The 24,388-nt window shown below is 40.7% G+C and carries 17 protein-coding genes; 4 read left to right on the top strand and 13 right to left on the bottom strand.

What is annotated here, in order from left to right:
• Window positions 1-166 precede the first annotated feature (166 nt).
• Window positions 167-1,753 (top strand): ribosomal protection-like ABC-F family protein, encoded by a 1,587-nt coding sequence (abc-f, locus tag I6J02_RS18615; RefSeq protein WP_201679276.1) that lies wholly within the window; start codon window positions 167-169, stop codon window positions 1,751-1,753.
• A 92-nt stretch (window positions 1,754-1,845) separates the two neighbouring features.
• Here the strand turns inward: abc-f and I6J02_RS18620 are convergent, their stop codons facing one another.
• From I6J02_RS18620 to I6J02_RS18655, 8 genes are all read right to left on the bottom strand, one after another.
• Complete coding sequence (locus I6J02_RS18620; protein ID WP_201679277.1) at window positions 1,846-3,285, bottom strand: c-type cytochrome domain-containing protein; 1,440 nt, start codon at window positions 3,283-3,285, stop codon at window positions 1,846-1,848.
• A complete protein-coding gene (locus I6J02_RS18625; RefSeq protein ID WP_201679278.1) occupies window positions 3,285-4,169 on the bottom strand; it encodes a sugar phosphate isomerase/epimerase family protein in 885 nt (294 codons plus the stop codon). Before I6J02_RS18625 ends, I6J02_RS18620 begins: the two co-directional genes overlap by 1 nt.
• A gap of 10 nt (window positions 4,170-4,179) precedes the next feature.
• Window positions 4,180-5,673, bottom strand: coding sequence for a DUF1501 domain-containing protein (locus I6J02_RS18630; RefSeq protein WP_201679279.1), 1,494 nt, complete (start codon window positions 5,671-5,673; stop codon window positions 4,180-4,182).
• A 6-nt stretch (window positions 5,674-5,679) separates the two neighbouring features.
• Window positions 5,680-8,439 carry a DUF1553 domain-containing protein gene (locus tag I6J02_RS18635; protein WP_201679280.1) on the bottom strand — a complete coding sequence of 920 codons (2,760 nt, stop codon included), beginning with the start codon at window positions 8,437-8,439 and terminating at the stop codon, window positions 5,680-5,682.
• A gap of 264 nt (window positions 8,440-8,703) precedes the next feature.
• Window positions 8,704-9,492: an SDR family NAD(P)-dependent oxidoreductase gene (locus I6J02_RS18640; RefSeq protein WP_201679281.1), complete on the bottom strand. Its 789-nt coding sequence runs from the start codon at window positions 9,490-9,492 to the stop codon at window positions 8,704-8,706.
• A gap of 3 nt (window positions 9,493-9,495) precedes the next feature.
• A complete protein-coding gene (locus I6J02_RS18645) occupies window positions 9,496-10,662 on the bottom strand; it encodes a mandelate racemase/muconate lactonizing enzyme family protein (RefSeq protein WP_201679282.1) in 1,167 nt (388 codons plus the stop codon).
• Window positions 10,663-10,766: 104 nt separating this feature from the next.
• Complete coding sequence (locus tag I6J02_RS18650; protein WP_201679283.1) at window positions 10,767-13,658, bottom strand: glycoside hydrolase family 2 TIM barrel-domain containing protein; 2,892 nt, start codon at window positions 13,656-13,658, stop codon at window positions 10,767-10,769.
• 4 nt (window positions 13,659-13,662) lie between these two features.
• A complete protein-coding gene (locus I6J02_RS18655) occupies window positions 13,663-14,376 on the bottom strand; it encodes an RraA family protein (RefSeq protein WP_201679284.1) in 714 nt (237 codons plus the stop codon).
• 252 nt (window positions 14,377-14,628) lie between these two features.
• Between I6J02_RS18655 and I6J02_RS18660 the strand changes: the two genes are divergently transcribed.
• The gene (locus I6J02_RS18660; protein WP_201679285.1) at window positions 14,629-15,495 is read left to right on the top strand and encodes an AraC family transcriptional regulator; all 867 of its coding nucleotides are present in this window, start codon (window positions 14,629-14,631) and stop codon (window positions 15,493-15,495) included.
• A 77-nt stretch (window positions 15,496-15,572) separates the two neighbouring features.
• Here I6J02_RS18660 and I6J02_RS18665 read toward each other — a convergent pair whose 3' ends face one another.
• Window positions 15,573-17,162, bottom strand: coding sequence for a M60 family metallopeptidase (locus tag I6J02_RS18665; RefSeq protein ID WP_201679286.1), 1,590 nt, complete (start codon window positions 17,160-17,162; stop codon window positions 15,573-15,575).
• Window positions 17,163-17,364: 202 nt separating this feature from the next.
• A complete protein-coding gene (locus tag I6J02_RS18670) occupies window positions 17,365-19,689 on the bottom strand; it encodes a GH92 family glycosyl hydrolase (protein WP_201679287.1) in 2,325 nt (774 codons plus the stop codon).
• A gap of 326 nt (window positions 19,690-20,015) precedes the next feature.
• Between I6J02_RS18670 and I6J02_RS18675 the strand changes: the two genes are divergently transcribed.
• Window positions 20,016-21,320: an amylo-alpha-1,6-glucosidase gene (locus I6J02_RS18675; protein ID WP_201679288.1), complete on the top strand. Its 1,305-nt coding sequence runs from the start codon at window positions 20,016-20,018 to the stop codon at window positions 21,318-21,320.
• A 155-nt stretch (window positions 21,321-21,475) separates the two neighbouring features.
• Entirely contained in the window at window positions 21,476-21,838 is a 363-nt protein-coding gene (locus I6J02_RS18680) for a DUF4180 domain-containing protein (RefSeq protein WP_201679289.1), read from the top strand.
• A 21-nt stretch (window positions 21,839-21,859) separates the two neighbouring features.
• Here I6J02_RS18680 and I6J02_RS18685 read toward each other — a convergent pair whose 3' ends face one another.
• From I6J02_RS18685 to I6J02_RS18695, 3 genes are all read right to left on the bottom strand, one after another.
• Window positions 21,860-22,345 (bottom strand): hypothetical protein, encoded by a 486-nt coding sequence (locus I6J02_RS18685; protein ID WP_201679290.1) that lies wholly within the window; start codon window positions 22,343-22,345, stop codon window positions 21,860-21,862.
• Window positions 22,346-22,445: 100 nt separating this feature from the next.
• Window positions 22,446-23,171: a LytR/AlgR family response regulator transcription factor gene (locus I6J02_RS18690; protein WP_201679291.1), complete on the bottom strand. Its 726-nt coding sequence runs from the start codon at window positions 23,169-23,171 to the stop codon at window positions 22,446-22,448.
• Window positions 23,168-24,238: a sensor histidine kinase gene (locus tag I6J02_RS18695; RefSeq protein WP_201679292.1), complete on the bottom strand. Its 1,071-nt coding sequence runs from the start codon at window positions 24,236-24,238 to the stop codon at window positions 23,168-23,170. Before I6J02_RS18695 ends, I6J02_RS18690 begins: the two co-directional genes overlap by 4 nt.
• Window positions 24,239-24,388: the final 150 nt, after the last annotated feature.

Below are 24,388 nucleotides of genomic sequence, written 5' to 3' on the forward strand. Positions count from 1 at the left end.
ATTATACCAAATACTGTGTTAGCATTTATTTAAGAAAATTTCCTACCTTTGTAGCACAAAACCCAACAGTATATATGTAATATCAAATTTCTTTTAATAGCATTAACAGGGATCAGAACTTCTCAAGTCAGCCCATTTATTGTTTAATTTTTTAAAGAAATTACTGATGATTAGTTTACAACAAATTACATATATACACCCGAATAAGGAGCTCTTATTCGACCAGATTTCACTCCACATACAGCAACAGCAAAAAATTGCACTTATTGGTAACAACGGAGTGGGCAAGTCTACCCTTCTCAAACTTATTGCAGGTAAGATTCAGCCTTCTGCCGGACAGGTTCATGTGGACGCAAAATGCTATGACGTGCCGCAGCACTACGGACAATATAACACAAGTACTGTTGCTGAAGCATTAGGTATAAGTGCCAAACTGCAGGCTTTTTATGAAATACTGGATGGCCGCATGACAGATGAACAGTTGCAGATACTGGATGATGACTGGAGTATTGAGGAACGTTGCCAGAAAGCCTTTCAGTATTGGGGAATTGAGGATATCGATCTGCAGCAATCTATGAGCCGTCTGAGTGGAGGACAAAAAACGAAAGTATTCTTATCCGGTATTATGATTCATGAACCGGATGTAGTATTGATGGATGAGCCCAGTAATCATCTGGATCGTATCGGGAGAACGAAGCTGTATGAGTTTATTATACAGACCAATCTGACATTGCTTATCGTAAGTCATGACCGCCAGTTACTGAATCTGCTGAATACGGTTTATGAACTCAGTCCTAAAGGAATCCGGATTTATGGTGGCAATTATGACCATTATGTAGAGCAAAAGAAGATCGAGTCAGAAGCGCTGGAACAAGATATCAGAAGCAAGGAAAAAGCATTGCGTAAGGCTAAGGAGGTGGAAAGAGAAACACTGGAAAGACAACAAAAGCTGGACGCCAGAGGAAAAAAGAAACAGGAGAAAGCAGGTCTTCCAACCATTGTCATGAATACGCTGCGTAACAGTGCGGAACGAAGTACGGCAAAAATAAAGGATGTCCATGCCGAAAAACTAAGTCATATCACAAATGATCTGGATATGTTACGCAAGGAAGTATCTGATACGGACAGAATGAAGTTTGGATTTGATCAGTCTTCTTTGCATAAAGGAAAAGTATTAGTCGAAGCTAAAGATATTAATTACACTTATGCTCAGTCTGCTATATGGGAAAATAATGTGTCTTTTAAAATTTTCAGTGGGGACAGATATGCCATAAAAGGTGTAAACGGTTCCGGTAAAACAACATTGATCAATATGATACTGGGCAATTTGTCGCCGGGTAAAGGAAATCTGTTCAGTGCGATCCGGCATGCTGTATATATCGATCAGGATTATTCTCTTATCAATGGTGATCTCACTGTATTTGAACAGGCATCACACTTTAATTCTTCAGCTTTACAGGAGCATGAAATAAAGATCCGTTTGGTTCGGTTTCTTTTTGACAGAGATACGTGGGATAAACCCTGCTATGCATTGAGTGGAGGAGAAAAAATGAGGTTGATGCTATGCTGTCTTACCATAGGCAATCAGGCACCTGATATTATTATTCTTGATGAACCTACCAATAATCTGGATATTCAGAATATGGAAATTCTGACCTCTGCTATAAATGATTACAAAGGTACATTACTCGCTATATCACATGATGAATATTTTCTGTCTCAAATTCATATAGAACAGACCATACAGTTATAGCGGATTATCCAATATTTTATCAGTAAGGGCTGGATTTAAAAATCCGGCCCCATCTGGTGTACTGTATTTTCTTCGTTAAACTCCAGACGTATTTATTGATATTGCATCGTATCTGTTGCCAAAAATGGCAATTGATAATTTCCGGTATCTAAATGAGATTTTGATAAGGTCTGGCGAACTTTATCTATACCTCCGGGAGTTACCCCAGTCTGATAAACATATACCTGTTCTAACTTGGGAATATGCTGCAGATAAGAGAGCCCTTCATCAGACACTTTTGTTTTATATAAATTTATGTAAGATAGGTTTTTATGTCCTTTCAGATATTTTAATCCTTCATTTGTAATTGCCGTATGTTCCAAATGAAGTTTCATGAGTACAGGCAGCTTTGCAATCTCAGACAAAGCCTTATCAGAGATCGCCGTGTGTCCCAGTTTTAACTGGATAATATTATCTTTCATCTTTAGCAAGTCTTGCATATCTGCATCTGAAAATTCTGGATAATTGATTGCATTGACCATGACATAGTTATTGTCCGCAGATAACGGGATTACCTTCACCCCTTTTTGCTGTAATTGCTGAATAGCCTCGTCCGGCAGTGGCGGAGCCTCCGGCAATGCAGCATATGCTGATTTGGCAGACGAGTCACCTTCTTCCAGACTCTTTAACAGTGCTGCAATCTTTTCATTTTGTTTGAGGTCTTTTGCTTTCTTTTCAAAATCTGCGCCCTGTTCTATCCACCAGCCAATAAGCTGTATTTGTTCGGGGCTGATAGGTGTTCTGCCTTTTGGCGGCATACGTCCTTCGTGACCTTCAGGCAGAATAAGACGGGCATACAATTCACTTTTATCCAGTTTTCCGGCTGTCAGCACAGATCCATCTTCCCCTCCTTTTAACAAACTTTCCCGATTGTGCAGAGCGAGCCCTCCTTCCTGCTTTTTATCTCCATGACAGCTTTGACAACGTTGTTGGAGAATAGGCTGAATAATAGCATCATAAACATGGGCATCCTGAACATTTTCGATTAAAATCAGCTTTTCTTCTTCAGCCTGGATACCTGCAATTTTCTTGATTGAAGAAGGAAGGGCATCTTTCATATATCCTTTTCCATGTGTAAGTGTTCCTCCAAAGTGGCCAGTTGCACCCAATAAAACGACAACCGTTATCAAAAAGAAAAAACGCCGTTTTACCAGTTTTGCCCACAGCCCTGCACCTTTATCAGCGGCTCTGTACAGCGAATATGTCCACAAACTCATGACGGCAACAGCAATTCCCAGCCACTGGTGAAAACTCAACACGGATGTATCATATCCGCCATCCAGTGATAACAGGTAACCTGTTATGCAAGTCAGAATAGCGGCTCCGGTACCCAAAAGTAAGGAGAACGGAATTGCAAAAGACAAATTGCGGTAGCGTTCAAAGCGTGCGAAAACAGCAAATACAAGAGCCAGAAACAGTATTCCGATAGGTAAATGAACCAATACAGGATGCCAGCGGCCCGTGAAACTAAGTAATTCTTCTATAAAGATCATTATTGTTGGTATCGGGACTTCAAAAGATTAAGCATATATACATTTACAGTCCATTGATCTGCGACCGGCTGTTGTGTATAGGGTAACGTTGGTAGATATCCCGAAGGACCAAATTCGGTGGTAACCGTTAACTGATTTATTCCGGCTTCTTTACGCAAACGGATCACTTCATCCCACCAGGCCAGATGTTGCTCCACTGTGCTTTTCCATTCCGGAGCAGCCGGATCACTGACCTGAGGCGCTTGCGGCTGTCCAATACGGGCATGAATATGCGCTGTACGGGATAGTGCCAGTTCAACTGTTTCTGTCTGATCACCCAGCAGTGACTCATGAACGTTGCACCAGTGAGAGATATCAAGTGTAAGCTGTAATTGAGGAATCTGTTCTAAAAACTGTCTTGTAATGTGAGCCGCAAAACTAAATCTTCCCCGATGAGTCTCGTGCATAACCGGAATATGGTATTTTTTACTGATGATATCAGCGGCTTCAATCAGTTTTTTGTTCTGATCAAATGTAAAGTAATCCTTTCCGGTATGACAATTGACAAAATCCGGTTTAAGCTGCATGGCCATTTCTACATTTTTGACATAGCTGTTGTAATATTGTTCAAAAGTTGCTCCGCCGCCTCCGCTTAAAAATGCGTATGCCAGACCATACTTCCGGAACGCATCAAACATTTGCTTTTGTTCTTCTTTGCTTCCTGGTACCCATACCTCCAGACCATCGTATCCGGCTTTTTTGACTTTTTCGCAATAGCTGTCCCAGGACTCATTCATTCCCCAGTTTGTAGCGTAAAAACGAATTTTAAATGTTGCTGAAGCATGCAAATGCTGCATCATGAATAATGTAAGGATAGCTGTTAATAATAGTTTTATTTTCCCCATAATCTATTGGTTATATAATATCGCTGATGAGATTTCCTTCAACATCAGTGAGTCTGAATGGACGTCCCTGAAACTCATATGTAAACTTTTCGTGGTCAAAGCCCAGCAGATGCAGCATAGTCGCATGTACATCATGTACAGAAGACCGGCCACTGACCGCCGTAAATCCGATTTCGTCTGTCTCTCCGTAGGTCACTCCCTTACGTACACCGCCTCCTGCCATCCAGATGGTATATGCGTCTGTATGGTGATCTCTGCCCATAAAAGGCATGTCACGATTATCTCTGTTCTCCTGCATAGGTGTGCGCCCGAATTCACCACCCCATACAACAAGAGTTTCATCCAGCAGTCCGCGCTGTTTGAGATCCATAATCAAAGCTGTCATCGGACGGTCTATTTCTCTGCATTTATTTCTGAATCCCAGGTCTATCGAATCTGAGGCACTGGTTCCGTGACTATCCCATCCCCAGTCAAATAATTGTACAAAGCGTACCCCCTGCTCTACAAGTTTACGCGCCAGCAGGCAGTTGTTTGCGAAAGACTCCTTACCTGGTTGCGTGCCGTACAATTCATGTATATACTCTGGTTCCGAAGCAATATCCATTACTTCAGGTACTGCAACCTGCATTTTATAAGCCATCTCATACTGTGCGATACGGGACAGAGTCTCCGGATCCTTATACGTTTCATACTCATCCATATTCACGGTATTGATAGCATCAATCGTATGTTTCTTGAGATCTCTTCCCATCCCGTCGGGATCAGCAATATATAAGACCGGATCTCCCTTTGAGCGACATTGTACACCCTGATATACTGAGGGTAAAAATCCACTTCCCCACACACTTTTGCCAGCATCAGGAGTTTTTCCTCCGGATGTCAACACCACGAACCCCGGAAGGTTACTATTTTCCGAGCCAAGTCCGTAAGTCACCCATGAACCTATGCTCGGCCTGCCGAGCCGGGCACTACCGGTGTGCATAAACAGCTGAGCCGGTCCGTGATTAAACTGATCTGTATGTACCGCTTTCAAAAAACTGACATCATCCACCACTTTGCTGAAATGTGGCAAATGATCGGATATCCATGCTCCGCTTTCTCCATATTGCGCAAATGTGGCCTGTGGTCCCAGCATATTAGGTGTGCCACGGATAAATGCGAATTTCTTACCTTTCAACAGGGAATCCGGACATGGCTTATTATGTAACTTGTGCAGTTCCGGTTTATAGTCAAAAAGTTCGAGTTGTGAGGGCGCTCCCGCCATGTGCAGATAAATTACACTTTTGGCTTTAGCCGGAAAATGCGGTGCTCGGGGGATCATCGGATTCAACGCATTCAGATTAAGCGGAGCATCTCCCTGTCCACTTCCACCACAACTGGCTAACAGACTGCCAAGTGCAATGCTGCCTATCCCTGCTACACAATCTTTGAGAAAGTGCCTGCGGGTAACAGCCTGCAGTTTGTATTGTTGTGCTTCACGCATCAATTTATCTAAGTCTACCATAACTCTTTAGGATTTGGTTAAGAATTCATCCAGATTCAACAACGCATTTGCCACCACAGTACTTGCAGCCTTAGCCGCTATCTGTTGTTGATCTTTCTTACCGGCAGGCGCTATACTCAGGAATTTAGTGGCTGCCTCCGGATGAGATTTAAAATTATTCAGTGCCTGATGATAAAGTTTTTCCAAAGCGATAAGTTTATCTTCAGCCGGATCTTTAAACATCGTTCGTCTGTATCCGGAAGCTATAAGTTGCCTGACATTACCTTTTGCATCTTTCTCCATCTCTGTGGCCAGAGCTTTGGCTGCTTCCAGATAGACAGGATCATTAAGTGTTGTCAACGCCTGTAAAGGTGTATTTGTCCGGATACGATCCACCAGACAGACTTCCCGGCTGGAAGCATCAAACGAGATAAATGACGGATAAGGACTTGTGCGCTTCAGGAAGGTGTATATACCTCGTCTATACTGATCTTCACCGGTACTTTTGGTCCATGATTCGCCGCTGTATACAGTCATCCATACACCTTCCGGTTGATGAGGCATGACACCCGGACCATACATTTTGGAACTCAGCAGACCACTGACGGCAAGTGCCTGATCTCTGATCTGTTCAGCAGAAAGACGGAAACGTGGTCCACGTGCCCAATACCGGTTTTCCGGATCTTTCTCCACCTGCTTGTTGTTTAAACCTGAAGATTGTTTGTATGTAGAAGATGTTACCATTTCCCGAACAAGAGATTTGACGCTCCAGTTCATTTCGTTCATTACTTTCAATGACAGGTAATCCAGCAGTTCACGATGTATAGGCGGAATACTTTGAGTACCCATGTCGCCCAGCGGTTCGACTAATCCTCTTCCGAATAGCTGTGCCCAGACTCTGTTCACTAATGTACGGGCGGTAAGCGGATTTTCTTTACTTACAATCCATTGACTGAATCCCAATCTGTTATTTGGTGCACCTTTAGGAAAATCATTGAGAACAGCAGGTACTGCAGGTGTGACCGCATCTCCATGTACCATCCAGTTACCGCGTTCGAAGACGTAAGTTGTACGCGCCATCTCTTTAGGATTTTCAATCATAACGGGCACACTTTCGGGGTTCATATTTACCAGTTGCATAAAGGTGCGTTCCATATGCTGGCTTTTCGGGCTATCCATCCCCGGAAATCCTTCTCTGAAAGCAAACCATTCGATCATCAGGACAGTCTCATCAGTTTTTATAGACGGATTTTTTGCAAGCAGATAAAGATCGTGAACACCGGATATTTCCGGAATCGGAACATGGATCACCTGCCTTCCCTGTGTAGCCGGAAGATCAATACTGGTCAGTATCTGTCCCTGAAGGCCATCTTTTCTGATTTCCAGCTTTCCGCCCGGAGCAGATGTCCAGTAATTCAGGAAGAATAATTTCTTACCGTCCAGTGTTATTTTCTTCAGTCTTGCATTTCCTCCGTTGCGCAGTCCCAGCCACTTGGTGTCATACAAAGCACCATTAGTGATCTGATCACTGTAATGTGCATGTACCTTAGGTTCTAATGTGTGAAGAAATAGTTCTGCAGAACGGACTAACTGCGGATTGCCGGACTGACTGATCCAGTTTTTAATGCTATCCAGTCTTTTTTCATCATCAGCGGTATAGAACCGTAATTTAGGATGATCACCGTAGGTGTCTTCATCTCTTGTATTATTAAAAAAAGCAACAGATTTATAGTATTCTTCAAATTTAAACGGGTCATAGGTATGACTATGACATTGGACACATTCGAATGTGGTACTCAGCCATACCTGATAGGTCGTATTGACCCGGTCTAATACAGACGAGACTCTGAATTCTTCACTATCTGTACCACCTTCGTCATTGTTCATTGTATTACGGTGAAAAGCTGTAGCAATAAGCTGCTCTTTTGTAGGCTCAGGCAACAGATCTCCGGCCAGTTGTTCAATAGTGAACTGATCGTAAGGTTTGTCCGAATTAAAGGCTTTGATCACCCAGTCTCTATACTTCCAGATTTGTCTGGACTCGTCTCTTTCATAACCTTTAGTATCGGCATATCTGGCCATATCCAACCACCATGAAGCCCATTTTTCTCCGTAACGGGATGAGGAAAGCAGACTGTCTACCCGTATTTCATATGCATTTTCACCTGTGTCGGTTTCAAAACTACGGATCTCTTCCCAGGTAGGTGGCACTCCGGTCAGATCGAGATATACTCTTCTTAACAGGGTTTGTTTATCCGCTTCACCTGAAAACTTCAATCCTTTTTCGCTGAATTTGTCCTGTACGAAATAATCAATATCATTTGAAATCCCTGACGGATACTTTCCAAATAGTCTGGCAAATGAAAATGGCTTGGGTACTTCTACTTCTTCCGGCAACGTATATGCCCAGTGTTCTCCCCATTTAGCTCCTTCATTTATCCATCTTTTGAGGATATCAATCTCGGCTTCACTGAGTGGAGCAGCATTATAAGGCATGCGAAGTTCCGGATCTTCATGGGTTAGTCTTTTTATAAATTCACTATGATCCGCATCTCCGCGAATAATAGCTGGTTTACCGGATTCTGCTTTTGCGAAGGCTTCGTTCTCAAAAAGTATACTGAACCCTCCGTTTTTCTTTACTCCTCCGTGGCAGGTAATACAGTGTTTATTCAGTATGGGCTTGACTTCAGTACTAAAATCTACAGGGTCCTCTTTTGCAAAAGCAAACAAGGCTACTCCAATGACAAGAAGCAGTAAAACTGCACACACAATAATTTTTCTAACCATTTTTTATTTACAACTGGATAATCAACTTAAAAATATTAATCTGTTCAAAACAGGCTTGTTATAAGTAGATTAAGGTTTATAGTATACAGCTATACTTCATTAAAAAATATAAAGTAAGTACAGCTTTGTATAGTTGTAAAATTAGGTAGAGTTTGGGAAGACCACTACAACTAAAATGACTGGTAGTGACACTATTTTAACGGTAGACATTGCAGCTCTGTTGTATTATTCACGTTTACAATCATAAGCTGTGTTTATTCCATCTCAATCCTGCATTAATGCACTTCTGCCACCATCAATCAGGTAGGTCGTTCCGTTTGCGAAAGCAGCGTATTCACTACATAAAAAAACACACCATCCTCCGATTTCTTCGGGTGTACCCAGGCGTTTGACAGGGTGCAGTGCTATGGTATCAGCTCTCGCCTTTTGGCTGTCTTCAAATGAATCAAACCACAGTTGATTTCCGGGCGTGTCAATAAATCCCGGAGCTATTCCCACCGTACGAATGGAAGGTGTCCATTCTATGGCCATTGCTCTGACCATCGCAGGAAGCGCTGCTTTTGCCACATTGTAAGGAAAGCACCCCTGTATTGAACTATATGCATGATTAGAGGATAATACAATGATAACCCCTTGCCCCGACACCTGCAGCAGTGGTCTCATTGTTTTACCAAGAAACCAATGGGATTCCAGATTTAATTTTTGATTGGTATTCCAGGTTTCCTCATCACAATTTGCCAGTGTAGTGAAAATATTTCTGCCGGCATTGGAAATCAGTATATCTAACCGGCCGAACTGACTTCTGATTTCTTCTTCTAACTGCTTTATTTCAACAGGATTTGTTACATCCGTCTGATAATAATATACGTCGCTGCTGTACTGATGCAGCTCTTTATAGAATGCCTGAACCTGTTCATCTTGTACAGATCGCTCAGCACAAACGATCACCTTTGCTCCTGCTTTTGCAAACTGGATAGCTGTTCCTAATCCTATTCCTGAAATGCCACCTGTAATCAGAACATTCTTTTCTGTTAAATCTATTGTAAGTGCCATTGTCTATACGTAAAATCCAGATCTGGGTTCGAGAATACCGGGATGTTTCAGCATTTCTTCTTCTACCAGATCAACTCCAAGTCCCGGTCTATCGCTAAGTGTCAATACTCCGTTGCTGATCATGTCCGCTATAGGCTGATCGATAACCTGATCCCGCCATGGGACATCATTAAACATAAATTCCTGTCTGAAGAAGTTTGGTATTGCAGCACATACATGAGCACTTGCCAGCGTTGACAGCGGACCATTGGGATTATGAGGAGCCAGCAGCACATTATATGCTTCCATCATTGTAGCCATACGTTTCATCTCTGAAGGGCCGCCACAGCGTGTAATATCGGGCATCATCATATCACAAACATTCTTTTCGAGTACCGGACGAATACCATGTCTGGTGTAGTGCCGTTCTCCAACACAGATAGAAACACTGGAAGGAATTCTCTCTCGCATAGCTCTTAATGTATCTGCGTTTTCCGGACCGGCGGGCTCTTCATACCAGGTGATATCCAGAGTAGACAGGCGTTCGGCCATCTTGACTGCGACCCGAAAGTTGAGCATAGCATGTGTTTCGATCATAATATCAAAATCCGGCCCGACGGCTTCACGAACGGCTTGACTAACCTCGAATGCAAGATCCTGCTGCTCAGATGTCAGTGTCAGATTAGATGAAAGGTCCTCTCCATATAAATAATTAGTGTGTGCAAACGGATCGAACTTGAGTCCGGTAAAACCGGCTTCTTTTACTTTCAATGCCTGAGCAGCATAGTCTGCCTTATTATGCCCGCCACCTGTAAACCAGTAGTTAGCGTATAACAGAATGTCTTTCCTGAAAGCACCTCCCAAAAGTTCATAACAGGGTACACCGAGGACTTTAGCTTTTAAATCCAGTAATGCCATATCTATTCCACTTATAGCACACATACTGGCACCATAAGGTCCGACCCAGTTCAGATCACGATACAGTTTTGTCCATATAAAATCGGTCCGCATAGGATCCAGTCCGATGATCCGTTGACCCGCATGCTTTGCGGCCTCAAAAACAATGGGGCTTCCTGGCCAGTTGGTGGCTTCTCCTACACCTGTATGCCCGGTGTCGGTATATATTTTCAGCAATGTCCAGTTGTATTTTACTCCTTCCACCAACCAGACTTTAACATCTACTATCTTCATTTAAACAGGTTTATGCATATATTTTTTATCTGTTTTAAACACATTCGAAACAGAGAAGAAGATCAACTTATGAGGATGCCTTCATCCTTGTAATTTACACTTTCCTAATCAATTTTCAGCAAGAGCATTCCTTTAATTTTGTCACCCTTTCGGAGTGTAAGACGCCCCGAACTATGCGGACTTCCGTAAAAAGGTTCTGATCCGTTATTTGTATAGTCTGCAATCAGCCATTGGACGTGTTCATCCTGTTTCCAGCTTCGGGATGCCTGCTTAGCATTGGACATTACTTTTACTGTACTTTGTGTATTGTGTTTCAGTTCGGCAGAGATGATGTTGGCTTTTGTAGACCTGAAATCATTGGATCCCAATGTATTCGCATCATCCTTCCAGTCTCTTGCTAAAGGTTTTCCATGTGCTTCAACGTCATATATGTTATTTGCGTTAAGTTTTGCAAACCCTTTATTCCGACCGATATGATCCTTTGGATAATAACTGAAGGGGCCTTCTCTGTGCCAGGTAAGTTCATCGAAAGTGAGAGGAAGTTCCATCATTAATCCATACTGATAGACCTGGATATCACTTTTTTTATTCTCCATTTCATATCTCACTTTTAAAAAGCCATCTTTCGTAAAGACAAACTGTTGATTTCCTTCCCCTTGTTGATAGGAAAGGTTGAGGTTGACAAGGATACTGTCTGTTTTATTTTCTACAGATACATTTTTTGCAAATAAAGTATATAAGGGATAATGTTTGAGCGGATAGATATTATTCTGATACGTTTCTCCTGCTACATTAGGTTTGCCTCCATCTTCTGTATTTGCGGCTATAATGGCTAAAGAGGGCCCTTTGGTGAGGATCAGTTCCTTATTTTTACGGACTGTAGTAATCACTCCGTATGTCTTGCTGATCGTATAATCTATATTTCCCTGGGTAATATAAATAAATGCAGAATCTTCTTTTAAAGACAAGGATTTGTACATATGGGCTACCTGAACCGGCTTCTTATCTGTGAATATCTCATGTTCAATTTCAAATCCTCTCGGATCCGTAAACATAATCTCAACGATATCAGCGTCTTTAGCTTGTGGAATAAGGATCTGACCTGTGTTATGTGGTTTTATTGATGATTTCAGCCGTATTTCTTTTCCGTCAATAACGGCCAGTATCTTAATATCTTCAAGAGAGCAGAAATCATAACGATTCTGAACAGTGCACATTACTCCGTCTTTTGTTCGCTGCATATTCAGTACCCTTACCGGTGAATAAGCTTTCTTTATACCATAGTACTCCGGCTTTGTTCTTCTCCAGCCATCTAAAGGTCCCCATGGTCCGTAACCTGCAATTCTTCCATCAGGGAGATGAAATGTGTCATCTATTCCACTCCATATCGCTCCCCCAAGATTACCCTTATGTACGTATATAGAATCAAAAAAAATGCGCATGGGTGCGTTAAACAGATCTCTTATTCCGGGATCAGTAAGCAATTCCCTTCTGTTGTATGTAGACAAGTGTGCATACTCTCCGAAAAGTGTGGGACGGGAGATCGTATCTGTGTTTGCAGGTCCGTCGATGCCAGGATAATGATAATTGGCTACATCTGCCTTACTGCCTGCGTTATTAAATCCTCCCCATGTCTGGTCATGAAAACTGGTCGGTCTGCTTTTATCCAGAAGTTTAACAGTTTTATTGACTTCAGCCCATAAATTGCTCCATCTGGATTCATTTCCCAGCGACCACAGAATAACAGAAGGATGCTTTTTATTCGTCATTACATTTTCTCTGTTGGCCTGTATCATCAGTGGTAAAAACTTAGGATCCTGATAATCCCAATGTTGCCAGATTGGTGAAGCATGATGCTGGATCCAGTTTAATGCGGATTCACTCTCTACGTACAAGCCTAATTCATCTGCTGCATGAAGAAATTCTTCAGAAGGCGGATAATGTGAAGTGCGTATATAATTGAGATTAGCAGCCAGAAATAGCTCTGCATCTTTGCGATCCAGTTCCGGGTCAGAAGCTCTGCCGAGCAGCGGATGAACGCAATGCCGGTTTACACCTTTTAATTTTACGGGTTTACCATTGATCAGTAATTGATTGCCCGCTATCTTTACTTCTCTGAAACCTACTTTCTGAACATTGCGTTGAATCGTATGACGATCATTCAGCAATTCTGTCGTCAACTCATAGAGATAGGGAGTTTCTGCCGTCCAGTGATGAGGTTTATCTACATCTACACGTACAGCCAGCTGCTCTGATGTCAGCGCTTTAAGAGCTTTTTCAGAAATATTCTTTATAAAGATCACTTTTCCTTCCTTGTCTTTCAGTGTGTACCTTATGCCTGCGTCTTGTATAGAACGGGTATGATTCATAATACGCGTACTTAAGTCAAGTTTAGCATGTCTGTACTGACTGTCAAAGCTACTGTTTACATCCAGGTCTGAAATATAAACTTGTGGAAGAGCAAATAATGTCACTTTCCTCAATATACCGCCGACTGTATGAGCTGCATACTGAGAGACACAACCTAATATATCACTGATAGTATTTGCCTGTACTTCCACCGTAAGTATATTATTGCCGGGTTTTATAGCTGAAGTCAGATCCATATGAAAGGCTACAAATCCTCCCTCGTGCTCTCCTATCATGATACCATTTACCTTGACTATAGCATATGAACTCACCGCATCAAAGCGGACTACCACACGTTTATCTACCCATGAGGCAGGAAGAGTGAATTCTTTCTCATAGATCGCCTTTTCTCCTGGTGATACATGATAACCCTGCATTTCCCATTCACCGGGAACATTAATTGCAGATGTTGAGGATTGGTCTGAGCGGAAATACCATATGCCATTCAGCGATAGGCTGGGCTGATCTGTACCTGTCACTGCTGCCGGAATCGGAGGCAAAGATATTCGTGTATTAAGCTGTTGGGCTTTTGTCACCGAAACAAATGCACAAATCATTACCCATACTGCTATTGTATTTACTTTCATAGGTTTACATAATTCCATATTTCTCGAAGGCCTCTTTTGCAGCCATTCCTTCAGTTATTTTCTGAAAGACGATCTTTTCACTTCTGGCTTTTTCAAATGCCCGGCTCAATATTTCCCTTTCCTTTGCTTTTGGTACTACACATACACCATCTATATCTCCAAACAAAAGATCTCCATCTTCAATCTGAGCCTTACCGATACAGATAGGTACTCTCCAGTCTATTACTTTTCCACGGGGCGCCTGATCCTGTGCATAGCTGCCTAATGAGAAACAAGGAAAATTCAGTGCTAATATACCATTTGTATCTCTGGAATACCCATTTAGAATTGCTCCTGCAGCATTTAATTGTATTGCACGGGCACTCATAATCTCTCCCCATACTGCGTAATCCGGAGAAGAGCCGCTGCAGACATAGATCTCATCTTCTCTGAGATCATCGAGGGCTTCCAGCATACAACCGAATGCACTGGCTAATACCGGATTACGGGATATCGTTTTGCCCTGTGAGGATACATCCGCTTCTAAAACAGTCATGGCGCGGCCTACAACTATCATATCGCTACGAAGAGCACGGATATCCGGAGGTAAAAACTGATGATATAATCCCATTTGATCCATCACATCCCCTACTACTGCCGTAAAGAGCTCGCTGCGGATCCGTTCAAACAGTTCTTTATCTGTTTTCCATGTCGGACTAATGGTTTCGTATATTTTCATCGGAATCGTTTTTTGGGTACTGAATTTAGCCTTTACAAAATCTGACTTTATCCGGAAACAACGTTTTATATTTCCGAAAAAATCAGTTCAACCAAAGGTAGAAGGTACACAAGCAGCAAACTAAAACCCGATACACATAAAATAAAACTTTTTACTCCCATATATGGTTTTGTTACAATAATAACGATCATTATTGTTTCACTAAAACCTTTAATTGGTTATATTTGATATCATTATAAACGATAACTGATTATGAAAGCGCAATTCATTGAATTGTCACCGCCCAGTGAAAAAACCATTCATATCAAACTTGTAGATCAGAACTTCTTGAGTAATCCTCTTCACTTTCATGAGCTATGTGAACTGGTATTGATCTTAGAAAGTTACGGCAAGCGTATAGTGGGAAATCACGTCGCTTCTTTCGAGGCAGGAGATATGGTATTAATGGGACCGAATGTTCCCCATATCTGGCGAAATGATGATGTATTTCTCAATCCTATGCATGAAGAGCGTGCAAGAGCTATTGTGATCTATTTTCCGGCAGATTTTCTGCTTACCTTGACAGATGATCAGTCGACTATCCATTCTATGCAGCATTTTATAAAAAAAGCTCAGCGAGGATTACGTTTCTATGGAGAAGTATTAGAAAAAGCCAGTCATCAAATCAAATCTCTTGTTGATAAACAGAGTTTTTCAAGAATCACAGGCTTTTTGAATCTCATTGAGCTCCTTCATCAAACGAGTGAATGTGAAAATCTGGCATCTATTGGCTACAAGCCTACATTTGGAGAACAGGATACCAACAGGATCAATAACGTATATATCTATGTGATGCAAAACTTCAGAGATGAAGTTTCTCTAAGTGTGGCAGCAGAAATAGTCAATATGACACCCAATGCTTTTTGTCGTTTTTTTAAAAGACATACACAAAAGTCCTTCTCTAAATTTGTCAATGAAATGAGAGTCGGTCATGCCTGTAAATTACTCATGAACAGACAACTTTCTATTTCTGAGATTTGTTACCAAAGCGGATATCAAAACCTAACGAATTTCAACAAGTTCTTTAAAATGATTATGCAGAAGAGTCCGAGAGAATATCGAAAAGATATGGAAGTATAATATAGGAAGGGCGCTGAAAACAATTCAGCGCCCTTTTTCATTCCGTTAGAAAATGAGCCTTAGCGGGAATCTTTAATCTAATCTTTTAATAGAGAAAGATCAGTTTTTGGTTTCGGAAGATTCATGTTGCGTATAGCTGCTTTGCATTCGTCTACCATTGCCTGCGTCATTTCATAATTATATTTACCATAGTCATCCATCTCAAAGTTGCCGACATAGAAAAATCCGTATCCGTCAAAGAATTCTGTTAAATCTACTTTAGCAATTTCGCAAACAGTCTTTACAAAATTGAGCTGGTATACGGCCGGATTCTTTCCTCTATCCATGAAATTACTTCTTCTGTTTCTTCTGTTTTGAGTCAGATCAACAGCTGCCTGCTGGCGGAAAGCTTCAAAAAGATCCGGATAAAAATCAGGATTTACACCTTGTCCGGCAAAATATAACTGCAATTGCCAGAAAGGGACCAGCCGGTTAAATACATCTGGATCCTGAAGGTAACTTTTACCTTTTCCGTACAGTTCGTTACGAACTTTGTCATAGTTCTTTTGTTCTGAAAGGCGGCTTTTATTACCAAATGAGGTCGTCACGTACAAGGAAAAAATATTGTTACTCACTTCTCCAAGACCACCCCAGCTGAGGTATGGGCGCGTCTGATGCACATGTCCTACTTCATGACTGAATCCCCAGCAAGGATCTCCTTTTATTACACTTGCAGGATCTACGACCATCGCCATTGCATACCCGGGTTTATCTCCCATATATGCCACTCCGTCTCCGTCACGGAACATATAATAGTTGTAATTGACACGGGAAAGGATCTTGTTTTCAGGCACTCTGTTGTGCTTTATCAATCCCAATATACGGTGTTGGCGATAGACCAATGAATCATAATTACTGATCAGTTCTACACCTTTACCATATGCATACTTCTTAATTGCTTCCGTTGGATAAGCTATTTGTATATGTTTTCCAACAGCATCAACTATAGGATAGACTGCATGATCGACCAGATTGTTCCAGTCCTGATCATTGTGTTTACTAATATCAAAATAGCCATTTACAGCTGCATTCAAAAAGTGAACCTGTATAGGACTTTGTTCTTTTGGTTTATCTGAAAAGTAAGTGATATATGCTAATCCTCCGAAATTTTTAATATCTACAAGGTTCACTCCGTTACGCAAGTCAAACTCCTGTTTTTCTATTCCCCATCCTTTAGGATCATCGGTCGGGTCTATTCCCTGCGGAGCATGTCTGTCCCAGTTTGGAACAACTAATTTGATATGATTATCATGGGAAATTCCATCTACAAGGATGGTTTGTTTGCCGATTGGCAAATAAATGCCTGTAATATTCTGATATTTACTGTATCCATCGCCGATAGACAATTGTTCCCCAAGCTCGCTTGGTGATAAAATGGCATGGTAGGAAGCTAATCTGTAATTTTTATCGTATTTGCCTGTTTGCAATTGTTCTGCGACCATACGGATCTGCGGATCTGTAATTTTGGCAATATCAGCACGTTTAATTCCTTTTCTTAATTGCGTAGCCAAAGGATCTGAAAAGACGCTTAGTTCTTTATAGGTTTCTTTAAGTTTTGCAGCGGACTGAGCTTGTAGAGTGGCGTAGCTACCCATTATGAGTAACAACAGAGGTACTATTTTTTTCATAATTTATTGGAATAAGATATGCCTAAAATAGAGCAATAAAACGTCTTAAGCCATCTGTTAAATGTAATATTCTGGCGATAAAATGCCTGAAAACAGCATAAAGTGCGTTTTTAAACCAACTCAATCGTTTGCTCAAAATAACAATTATTTTCCTCCCTCCGAGATATATCATCCGGAATCAGCGTGATGTGCAGATTTATTATTACTTTTTGAGGTAAATATCCAGTTGACCGCCTTTGCGCAGTTCTTCAAAGCGCAGTACAGGCTTTTTAAGTACTTTTCCGTTGAGGTTCATATTGTTGATATAAATTGCTTGCGGATTCTGCCCGTGGGTAGTAATCGTAAAAGGTTTCTGACGTATAGTTTCAGGTAACTGTATCTTTATCCGGTCAAATAAGGGTGCACCGATCTGCAAAGAAGCATCCGGAGCGGTTAGTCCTTTGACATCAAACATACCCATTGCAGATAGTACATACCATGCTCCCAATTGGCCCTGATCTTCATCCTGTCCGTAGCCGTAGCCGTGTACACCATCTGTTCCGTAAAATTCATTACATATGGACCGTACCCATTTTTGGCTCAGATCTGGTCTTCCTGCAAAATGAAATAGCCAGGAGATATGTAAGTTGGGCTGATTGCCGTGGTTATATAATCCTTCAATACCTGCAAAAGCATCGATATGTGTACCTCCTCCGAATACGTTCTTGCGGGAGATAGTAAAAATACTGTCCAGTCGTTTATTAAATGTTTCTTTCCCCACAAGGGATACCAGTTCTTCGGGTGTGTGTGGTACATAGAATGTATATTGCCAGGCATTACCTTCCTGAAATCCTCTCCAGGATTCATAAGGATTGAATTTATCTATAAACTGTCCGTTAACGTCTTTAGGTCGTATAAACTTGGTTGTTGGGTCATACAGTTGCTTCCAGCCTTTGGATAATTTGTTCAGTGTCCGGTAATCCTCATTTTTTCCTAAAGCCTTCGCAAACTGAGCGACGGCGTAAGCGGAGAAAGCATATTCCAGAGTATGTGAGGCTCCGAACGGCGAACCTTGCACCATGAGTTCAGGGCTGTCTGATTTATCTATAAGATAAGGTGAATACCCCTGACGGACAAATACGCCTACATCTAATTTACCTGCACCGGGTATACGCCCTTCGGATACAAGCTCATTTTTGCGGGCTGCTTCATATGCCAGTTCTACATCGTAATCCCGTATACCGATATTGTAAGCAGCAGCAATGGCTAATCCTGTAAAGTTTGTTCCCACTCCGGATACGTATTTACTGTTTGCGATGCCGTCTCCCAGCCAGCCTGCATCTTTATAGACCAGTAACTGACTTTGAATCCAGTCGTTATAATATTCCGGATAAGCAATCGCCCACAATTGTGTCAGATTCCAGAAAGCTCCCCATATCGCATCCGTATTGTAATGATGATGTACAGGCTCTCCGTTTTTACGAAGTGCTATCTGGCCCACTCCGCCATCATTCCGGGGATAAGCACCATTTATATCGCTGGCCAGCCCTCTGCCTAACAATGCATGATATAGACCTGTATAAAATTTGATGCGGTCTGATTCTTTACCTCCGCTTACGGTGATGCGTGACAATGCGGTATTCCACTTATCTAAAGCCTGCTCTTTGGCTTTATCAAATGAAAGATCTTTAGCCTCTTTTATCAGATTTATTCTGGCATTTTCAATCGATGTATAAGAAAGTCCGGTTTTAATACCGATATTCTCCCCTTCCCTTGTATGGAAGACCAGATAGAGTCCTGCTCCTTTTCCACTCTTTTCTTTCTCTCCGGCATATGTTGTACTGTCTGTAAATGTACCATAGGCTACAGGTGTTTTATCTATTTCTGCATAGAAATACATCGTCACTGTGGCCGATTCCTGATACTTCTTTACATATACCGGTTTAGTCACCACATAGCCTGAAATATGGTTGCCTTCATAGTTTACCTGAGCGTCCAGCACAAGTCCACTCTCTCCCATCTTGTGACCGATGTCAAAGATAATATTGGCAGAATCTGTCTCCGGAAAAGTATACTGATGGAATCCCACACGTGCTGTGGCCGTTAATTCCGCTTTAATTCCATAATCCTTTAGCCTGACCTGATAATAACCGGCAGTAGCGAATTCATCTTTTTTGTCAAATGCCGATCTGTAACCCGAATGCGGATCTTCCAATACTCCGGGATATGTCTTTACCTTTCCTACAGTAGGTGCAAATACTACACCCCCAATCTGAAATTCATGAAAATTGGAAAAACCTGCAATAGATTCATGTCGTTCATCATATCCGACGGCTTCCCATCCTGAGGCATTCCCATAACTTCCATTTGTACTGGGCGCTAATTTGGCCATCCCAAATGGTAAAGCTGCAGGTGTGTAAAAGAAATAGCGGCTATGTGCTGTACCAATATTTGGATTTACATAACGTACAGGTTTTTCGGCAGTTTGTCCACAAACCTGAATAACAAAGGTGCAGACTGACAGTATGGTGAGAAATATATATTTCATATGTATTTGAGTTTAAATGGTCATTTAGAATATCCAAACTATATTCATTCGTGTTTGTGCAGTCTGTACTACATGGATATTTCATAATTTATAATTTCTGACGTGTATGTAGATATGATTTATTAAATCAAAATGTATATACATATAAAAGCAAATATATTTTATTATTCCGAATAATAAAAATATTAAATACTTATCTTATATATAAAAGCCTTACAAAACTTCATTATTTTAATGTATCAATACTTTTATTACAAATCATCACTTGCTTATCTTACAATTATGCGTATCATTGCATGTATATACATACAACCTTATACACCATTATGAATACTATGCTTTATTGGCTGTGCGGTCTGTTTTTGTTGACAGGCTGTCATTCCCGCAAACACTTGGAAAATCAAAAATTATCAGCTGCTATTCTGGCTGACACCTCCCTGACACATGTAGATAAGTTGGCCCGCTCGGTCATAAAAGAAGGATTTAATGCCGGAAGTGGTTACTCGCAGATATGGGCAAGAGATCTCAATACTTTTATTGAAACAGCTTTGGAAGAACGTTCTAAAGAAGATGTCAGAGGTGCTATATTGCTATTCTTCGCTCTGCAGCAACCTAACGATGAAATGGTAGACGGATATGTACTGAAAAAGGATTTTACATGGAATGATGACACCCCTTATTATGCAGCAGCGGCTCCGGGTCATGTAGGGTTTAAGAATACGGTGGAAACGGATCAGGAAACTTCTCTGATACAACTTGTATGTAAATACATCCGCAAAACAGGTGATCATGCTATTCTGCAGGAAAGTGTAGCAGGAAAAACTGTACTCACCCGCATGAATAAAATGATAGACTACCTTCTGCGTGAACGCTACAATAAACAATATGGCTTGTTATATGGCGCTATGACCGCGGACTGGGGAGATGTGCAGCCACATGATAACTTTGGATGTGACTGGAATGAGCTTTCCAATGAAGCTATAGATGTATATGATAATGCTATGCTGATTATTGCTTTAAGAGACTTATGTAGTGTTGCTCCGCAGGCTCCCGAAGTAGCGCAGTGGAAAAAGCTGCAAAAATCTATTCATACTAATATCCGAAAACACCTTTGGGATACAAAAAATCAAAAATTCATCCCTCATATCTATCCCGGAAAGTCACCTCTGCCTGATGGATTTGATGAAAACAAGATTCATTATCACGGCGGGACTGCTATAGCAATAGAAGCCGGCGTACTCTCCAAAAAAGAAATAGCTGTCGTCAACAAGCAAATGGTTGAAAACGTACGCTTGTCAGGAATGCCGAGTATAGGGCTAACCTTGTATCCGACTTATCCTGAAGGATTTTTCAGAGGAGATATGTCAAGAGCCTATATATATCAGAATGGCGGTGACTGGACATGGTTTGGAGGGCGAATGATCCAGCAACTCATCGCAAATGGATTTGCCCATGAAGCCTATACAGAAGTTCGCCCCATGCTGGAACGGGTCATCCGGACTCAGGGATTTTACGAGTGGTATGGAAAAGGAAATGTTCCCAGTGGTTCCGGAAAATTTAAAGGATCGGCGGGCGTGTTGAGCAAAGCGATTACACAATTTAAAGCCTGGGCAGAAGCACAACAGAAATAATTTTTATATAGTACAATTCAGATCATCTTATTTGTAATGAATAAGATGATTTTCAGTTTAATCTTCTCCGAAGAACATTATGCCCGAAGATGACTATATTTGTTTTGACCCTGATTTCCAAAATATATCAGAAGTTAAAGCAACCCTTTTAGGATATGAATATAGACTTTATAACGAGCAACGAAATCCGAATAGCAGAATTACAATCTGATAACATAGAAATAAGTACGGCACAGGATGCCCTGGAGCTTATCATGAACTGCAAGTATCAGGATGCAGACAGCGTTATAATTACTGCAGCACATGTACATCCGGATTTTTTTGATCTCAAAACGGGTATTGCAGGTGATATTCTACAGAAATTCTCTACCTACAGCGGTCGTATGGCGATTATAGGTGATTTTTCCATATATTCCAGTAAAAGCCTGCGGGATTTTATATATGAAAGCAATAAAACAGGTCGTATCAACTTTGTAAAAACAAGAGAAGAAGCCATTTCCGCATTAAGCAGATCATAACTGAATCCACCTAAAAAAATCTCAGAACCCTATATTCATATGTCTGAGCGAAAGCAGTCCGCCGAGACCTATTGATATATATGGATATCCCTTCTCCAGAGGCATAAAAAAGTCATATCCAGCTTTGAAATTAAAAATACCGTTCAGTTCAAAGTATACATGAGGAGACAACCGGACCTGATTCTGGAAATTCTTATTCAGATCGAAAAGATATCCGGCACTCAACTGCAGAGACAGGATATTACTTTTATGTTTATTGTCTATAATATAATATCCCCCTGTCAGCTGCGGAGCTATGCCTGAAGGAGCAAATGAATTTTTGGTTGTATAATCCACACCCGCCATATATTCGTAAGGCTTATTTTTATCCATCAGAAAAGGAAGGTTAACCGTACTCTGAAACATACTTTTCTCTTCATACTTGTACCCTACACTAATAATCTGGGCATTGACACCACGGCTAAAAGTAAAGAGAAGCAGGAATAAAATAATATGTAATCTGGACATCTTTCTGATTTTTAATGTACTGTATCTTCGAAGATAAGGAATCATTTACTAGAATTATATCGCTGAAATCAGTGAAAATATACTACAAAGATCCAGAGCATTATTTTTGTGCATTAAGAGATCCTCCTAAATAGCGTTCGAAGAATTCTTTTTTATAAACCTCTCCCAGCGGAATTTCATTCTCATCCATATAAATGGTATGGTTATCAAAGGAATCTATAAAATCTACATTGATTACATATGATTTACTGACACGCTGGAAGCTGCTGACCGGCAATTTCTGATGCATAATCTTCAGGTTCATTGCTGTAATCAGTTTCTGGCTTTTAGTGTAAATAACTACATAATCCTTCAGTCCTTCTACAAACCGGATATCCTGAAAATATATCTTGTAAAACCTTCTTTCTGATTTTATAAACAGAAAATCTTCTGTATTAGCCTCAACTGTATTTTTCACCGTTGTATCCGAAAGAAGATTTTTATAACTGAGAAACTTATGTATTGCTTTTTCCAGACGTAGTTTCTCTATAGGCTTCAACAGATAATCCAATGCATCCAGTTCATAACTTTTCAAAGCGTACTGCGGATAAGCTGTCGTAAAGATAATCATACTCTGACCGGAGATTTGCTGAGCAAAATCAATACCGGTAACAAGTGGCATCTGTATATCCAGAAAGATCAGGTCTACAGGCTGCTCTTTTAAAAAATCAAGTGCCTGTCTGGCATTCGAAAATTTACCCAATATTTCTATTTCAGAAACCTCTGAAATCAGCGATTGCATTTCATCTCTGGCAAGAGGTTCATCATCTACTATTATACAGTTCATACGGGTATACTTAAATTAACAATATATTCATGATCAGAAGACCGGATATCGAGGCTGTATTGCTTGTCGTACAACAACTGTAAACGCCTTTTAATATTATTCAGTCCTAATCCGCTATTTGTTTTGTCCAAATTCTGATCGTCTTCTGTTTTAGAATTTTTACAGACAAATTTGAGTCTGTTGTTCTCCGACATGATGTGAATATGAATATAGGCGTGTCCGTTATCGCTGCTATGACTGTGCTTAACAGCATTCTCAACAAAGGTAGTGAAGAGGTTGGGCGGTATAAAAATACCATTGAGTATCCGGGGATCTACATCATTCTGTATATCGATAGAAAGGCTGTCTCTTCTGATTTTTTCAAGATTTACAAAATTGGATAAAAAGTTGATTTCTGACACCAAGAGGGTTTTATCGTCATTATTTTCATATAACTGATATCGTAAAAATTCGGACAATTTCATGATAACCATAGAAGCCGCTTCCGGATTGGTACGGGTTAAAGCCTTTACGTTATTGAGCATATTAAAAAGAAAATGCGGATTGATCTGATTTTTTAATTCATTTAATTCCATACTAAGCGTCAGATTACTCAATGCTTTTATGCGTTCGTTGTCCTTTACCCATCGTTGCATCAGTTTGATCAGTGTACTTATCAGAATGATAATTATAGATAAGACTGCACCCTTGTAAAAGCGGTTTACTTCAAACTTTTCTTTAATGCTTACATCCGGTTTAATATAATTATTGAAAATAAATACCAGAGAGGTAAGACCTACGACGACCAAAATGACAAGACATAAAAAATATAAAGCATATTCAGCTTTTAAAAATATGGCGGGAACTAACAGATATATGTTAATGTAAAACATAATCGTGAACGTAATAAATACGGCTATCAGCCCCGGATAACTAATATCCCGATTAACAGCATCTAAGGAAGTCGAATAATAGAGATGTAAAAATAGTGTGATCAGAAGAGCTATATGACGCCAGACACTATACCGTTTATCAACGATAAAATTAATAACCTGATTATTTGTCATCTTTTGCGGTCTGTAACTCATAGAAGCTGTCGGGATTAAATCAACTCCACAAAAATATAAACATATACCTCATAAGGTATATAAATTATACGAATGCCTGCTTTTATTATACAAATCTGCCTTTCAATATCCATTTGGTATAAAAAACAGTCCGTTTCGTATAAAAACACA

The organism is Sphingobacterium spiritivorum (genome assembly GCF_016725325.1).
Taxonomy (GTDB): domain Bacteria; phylum Bacteroidota; class Bacteroidia; order Sphingobacteriales; family Sphingobacteriaceae; genus Sphingobacterium.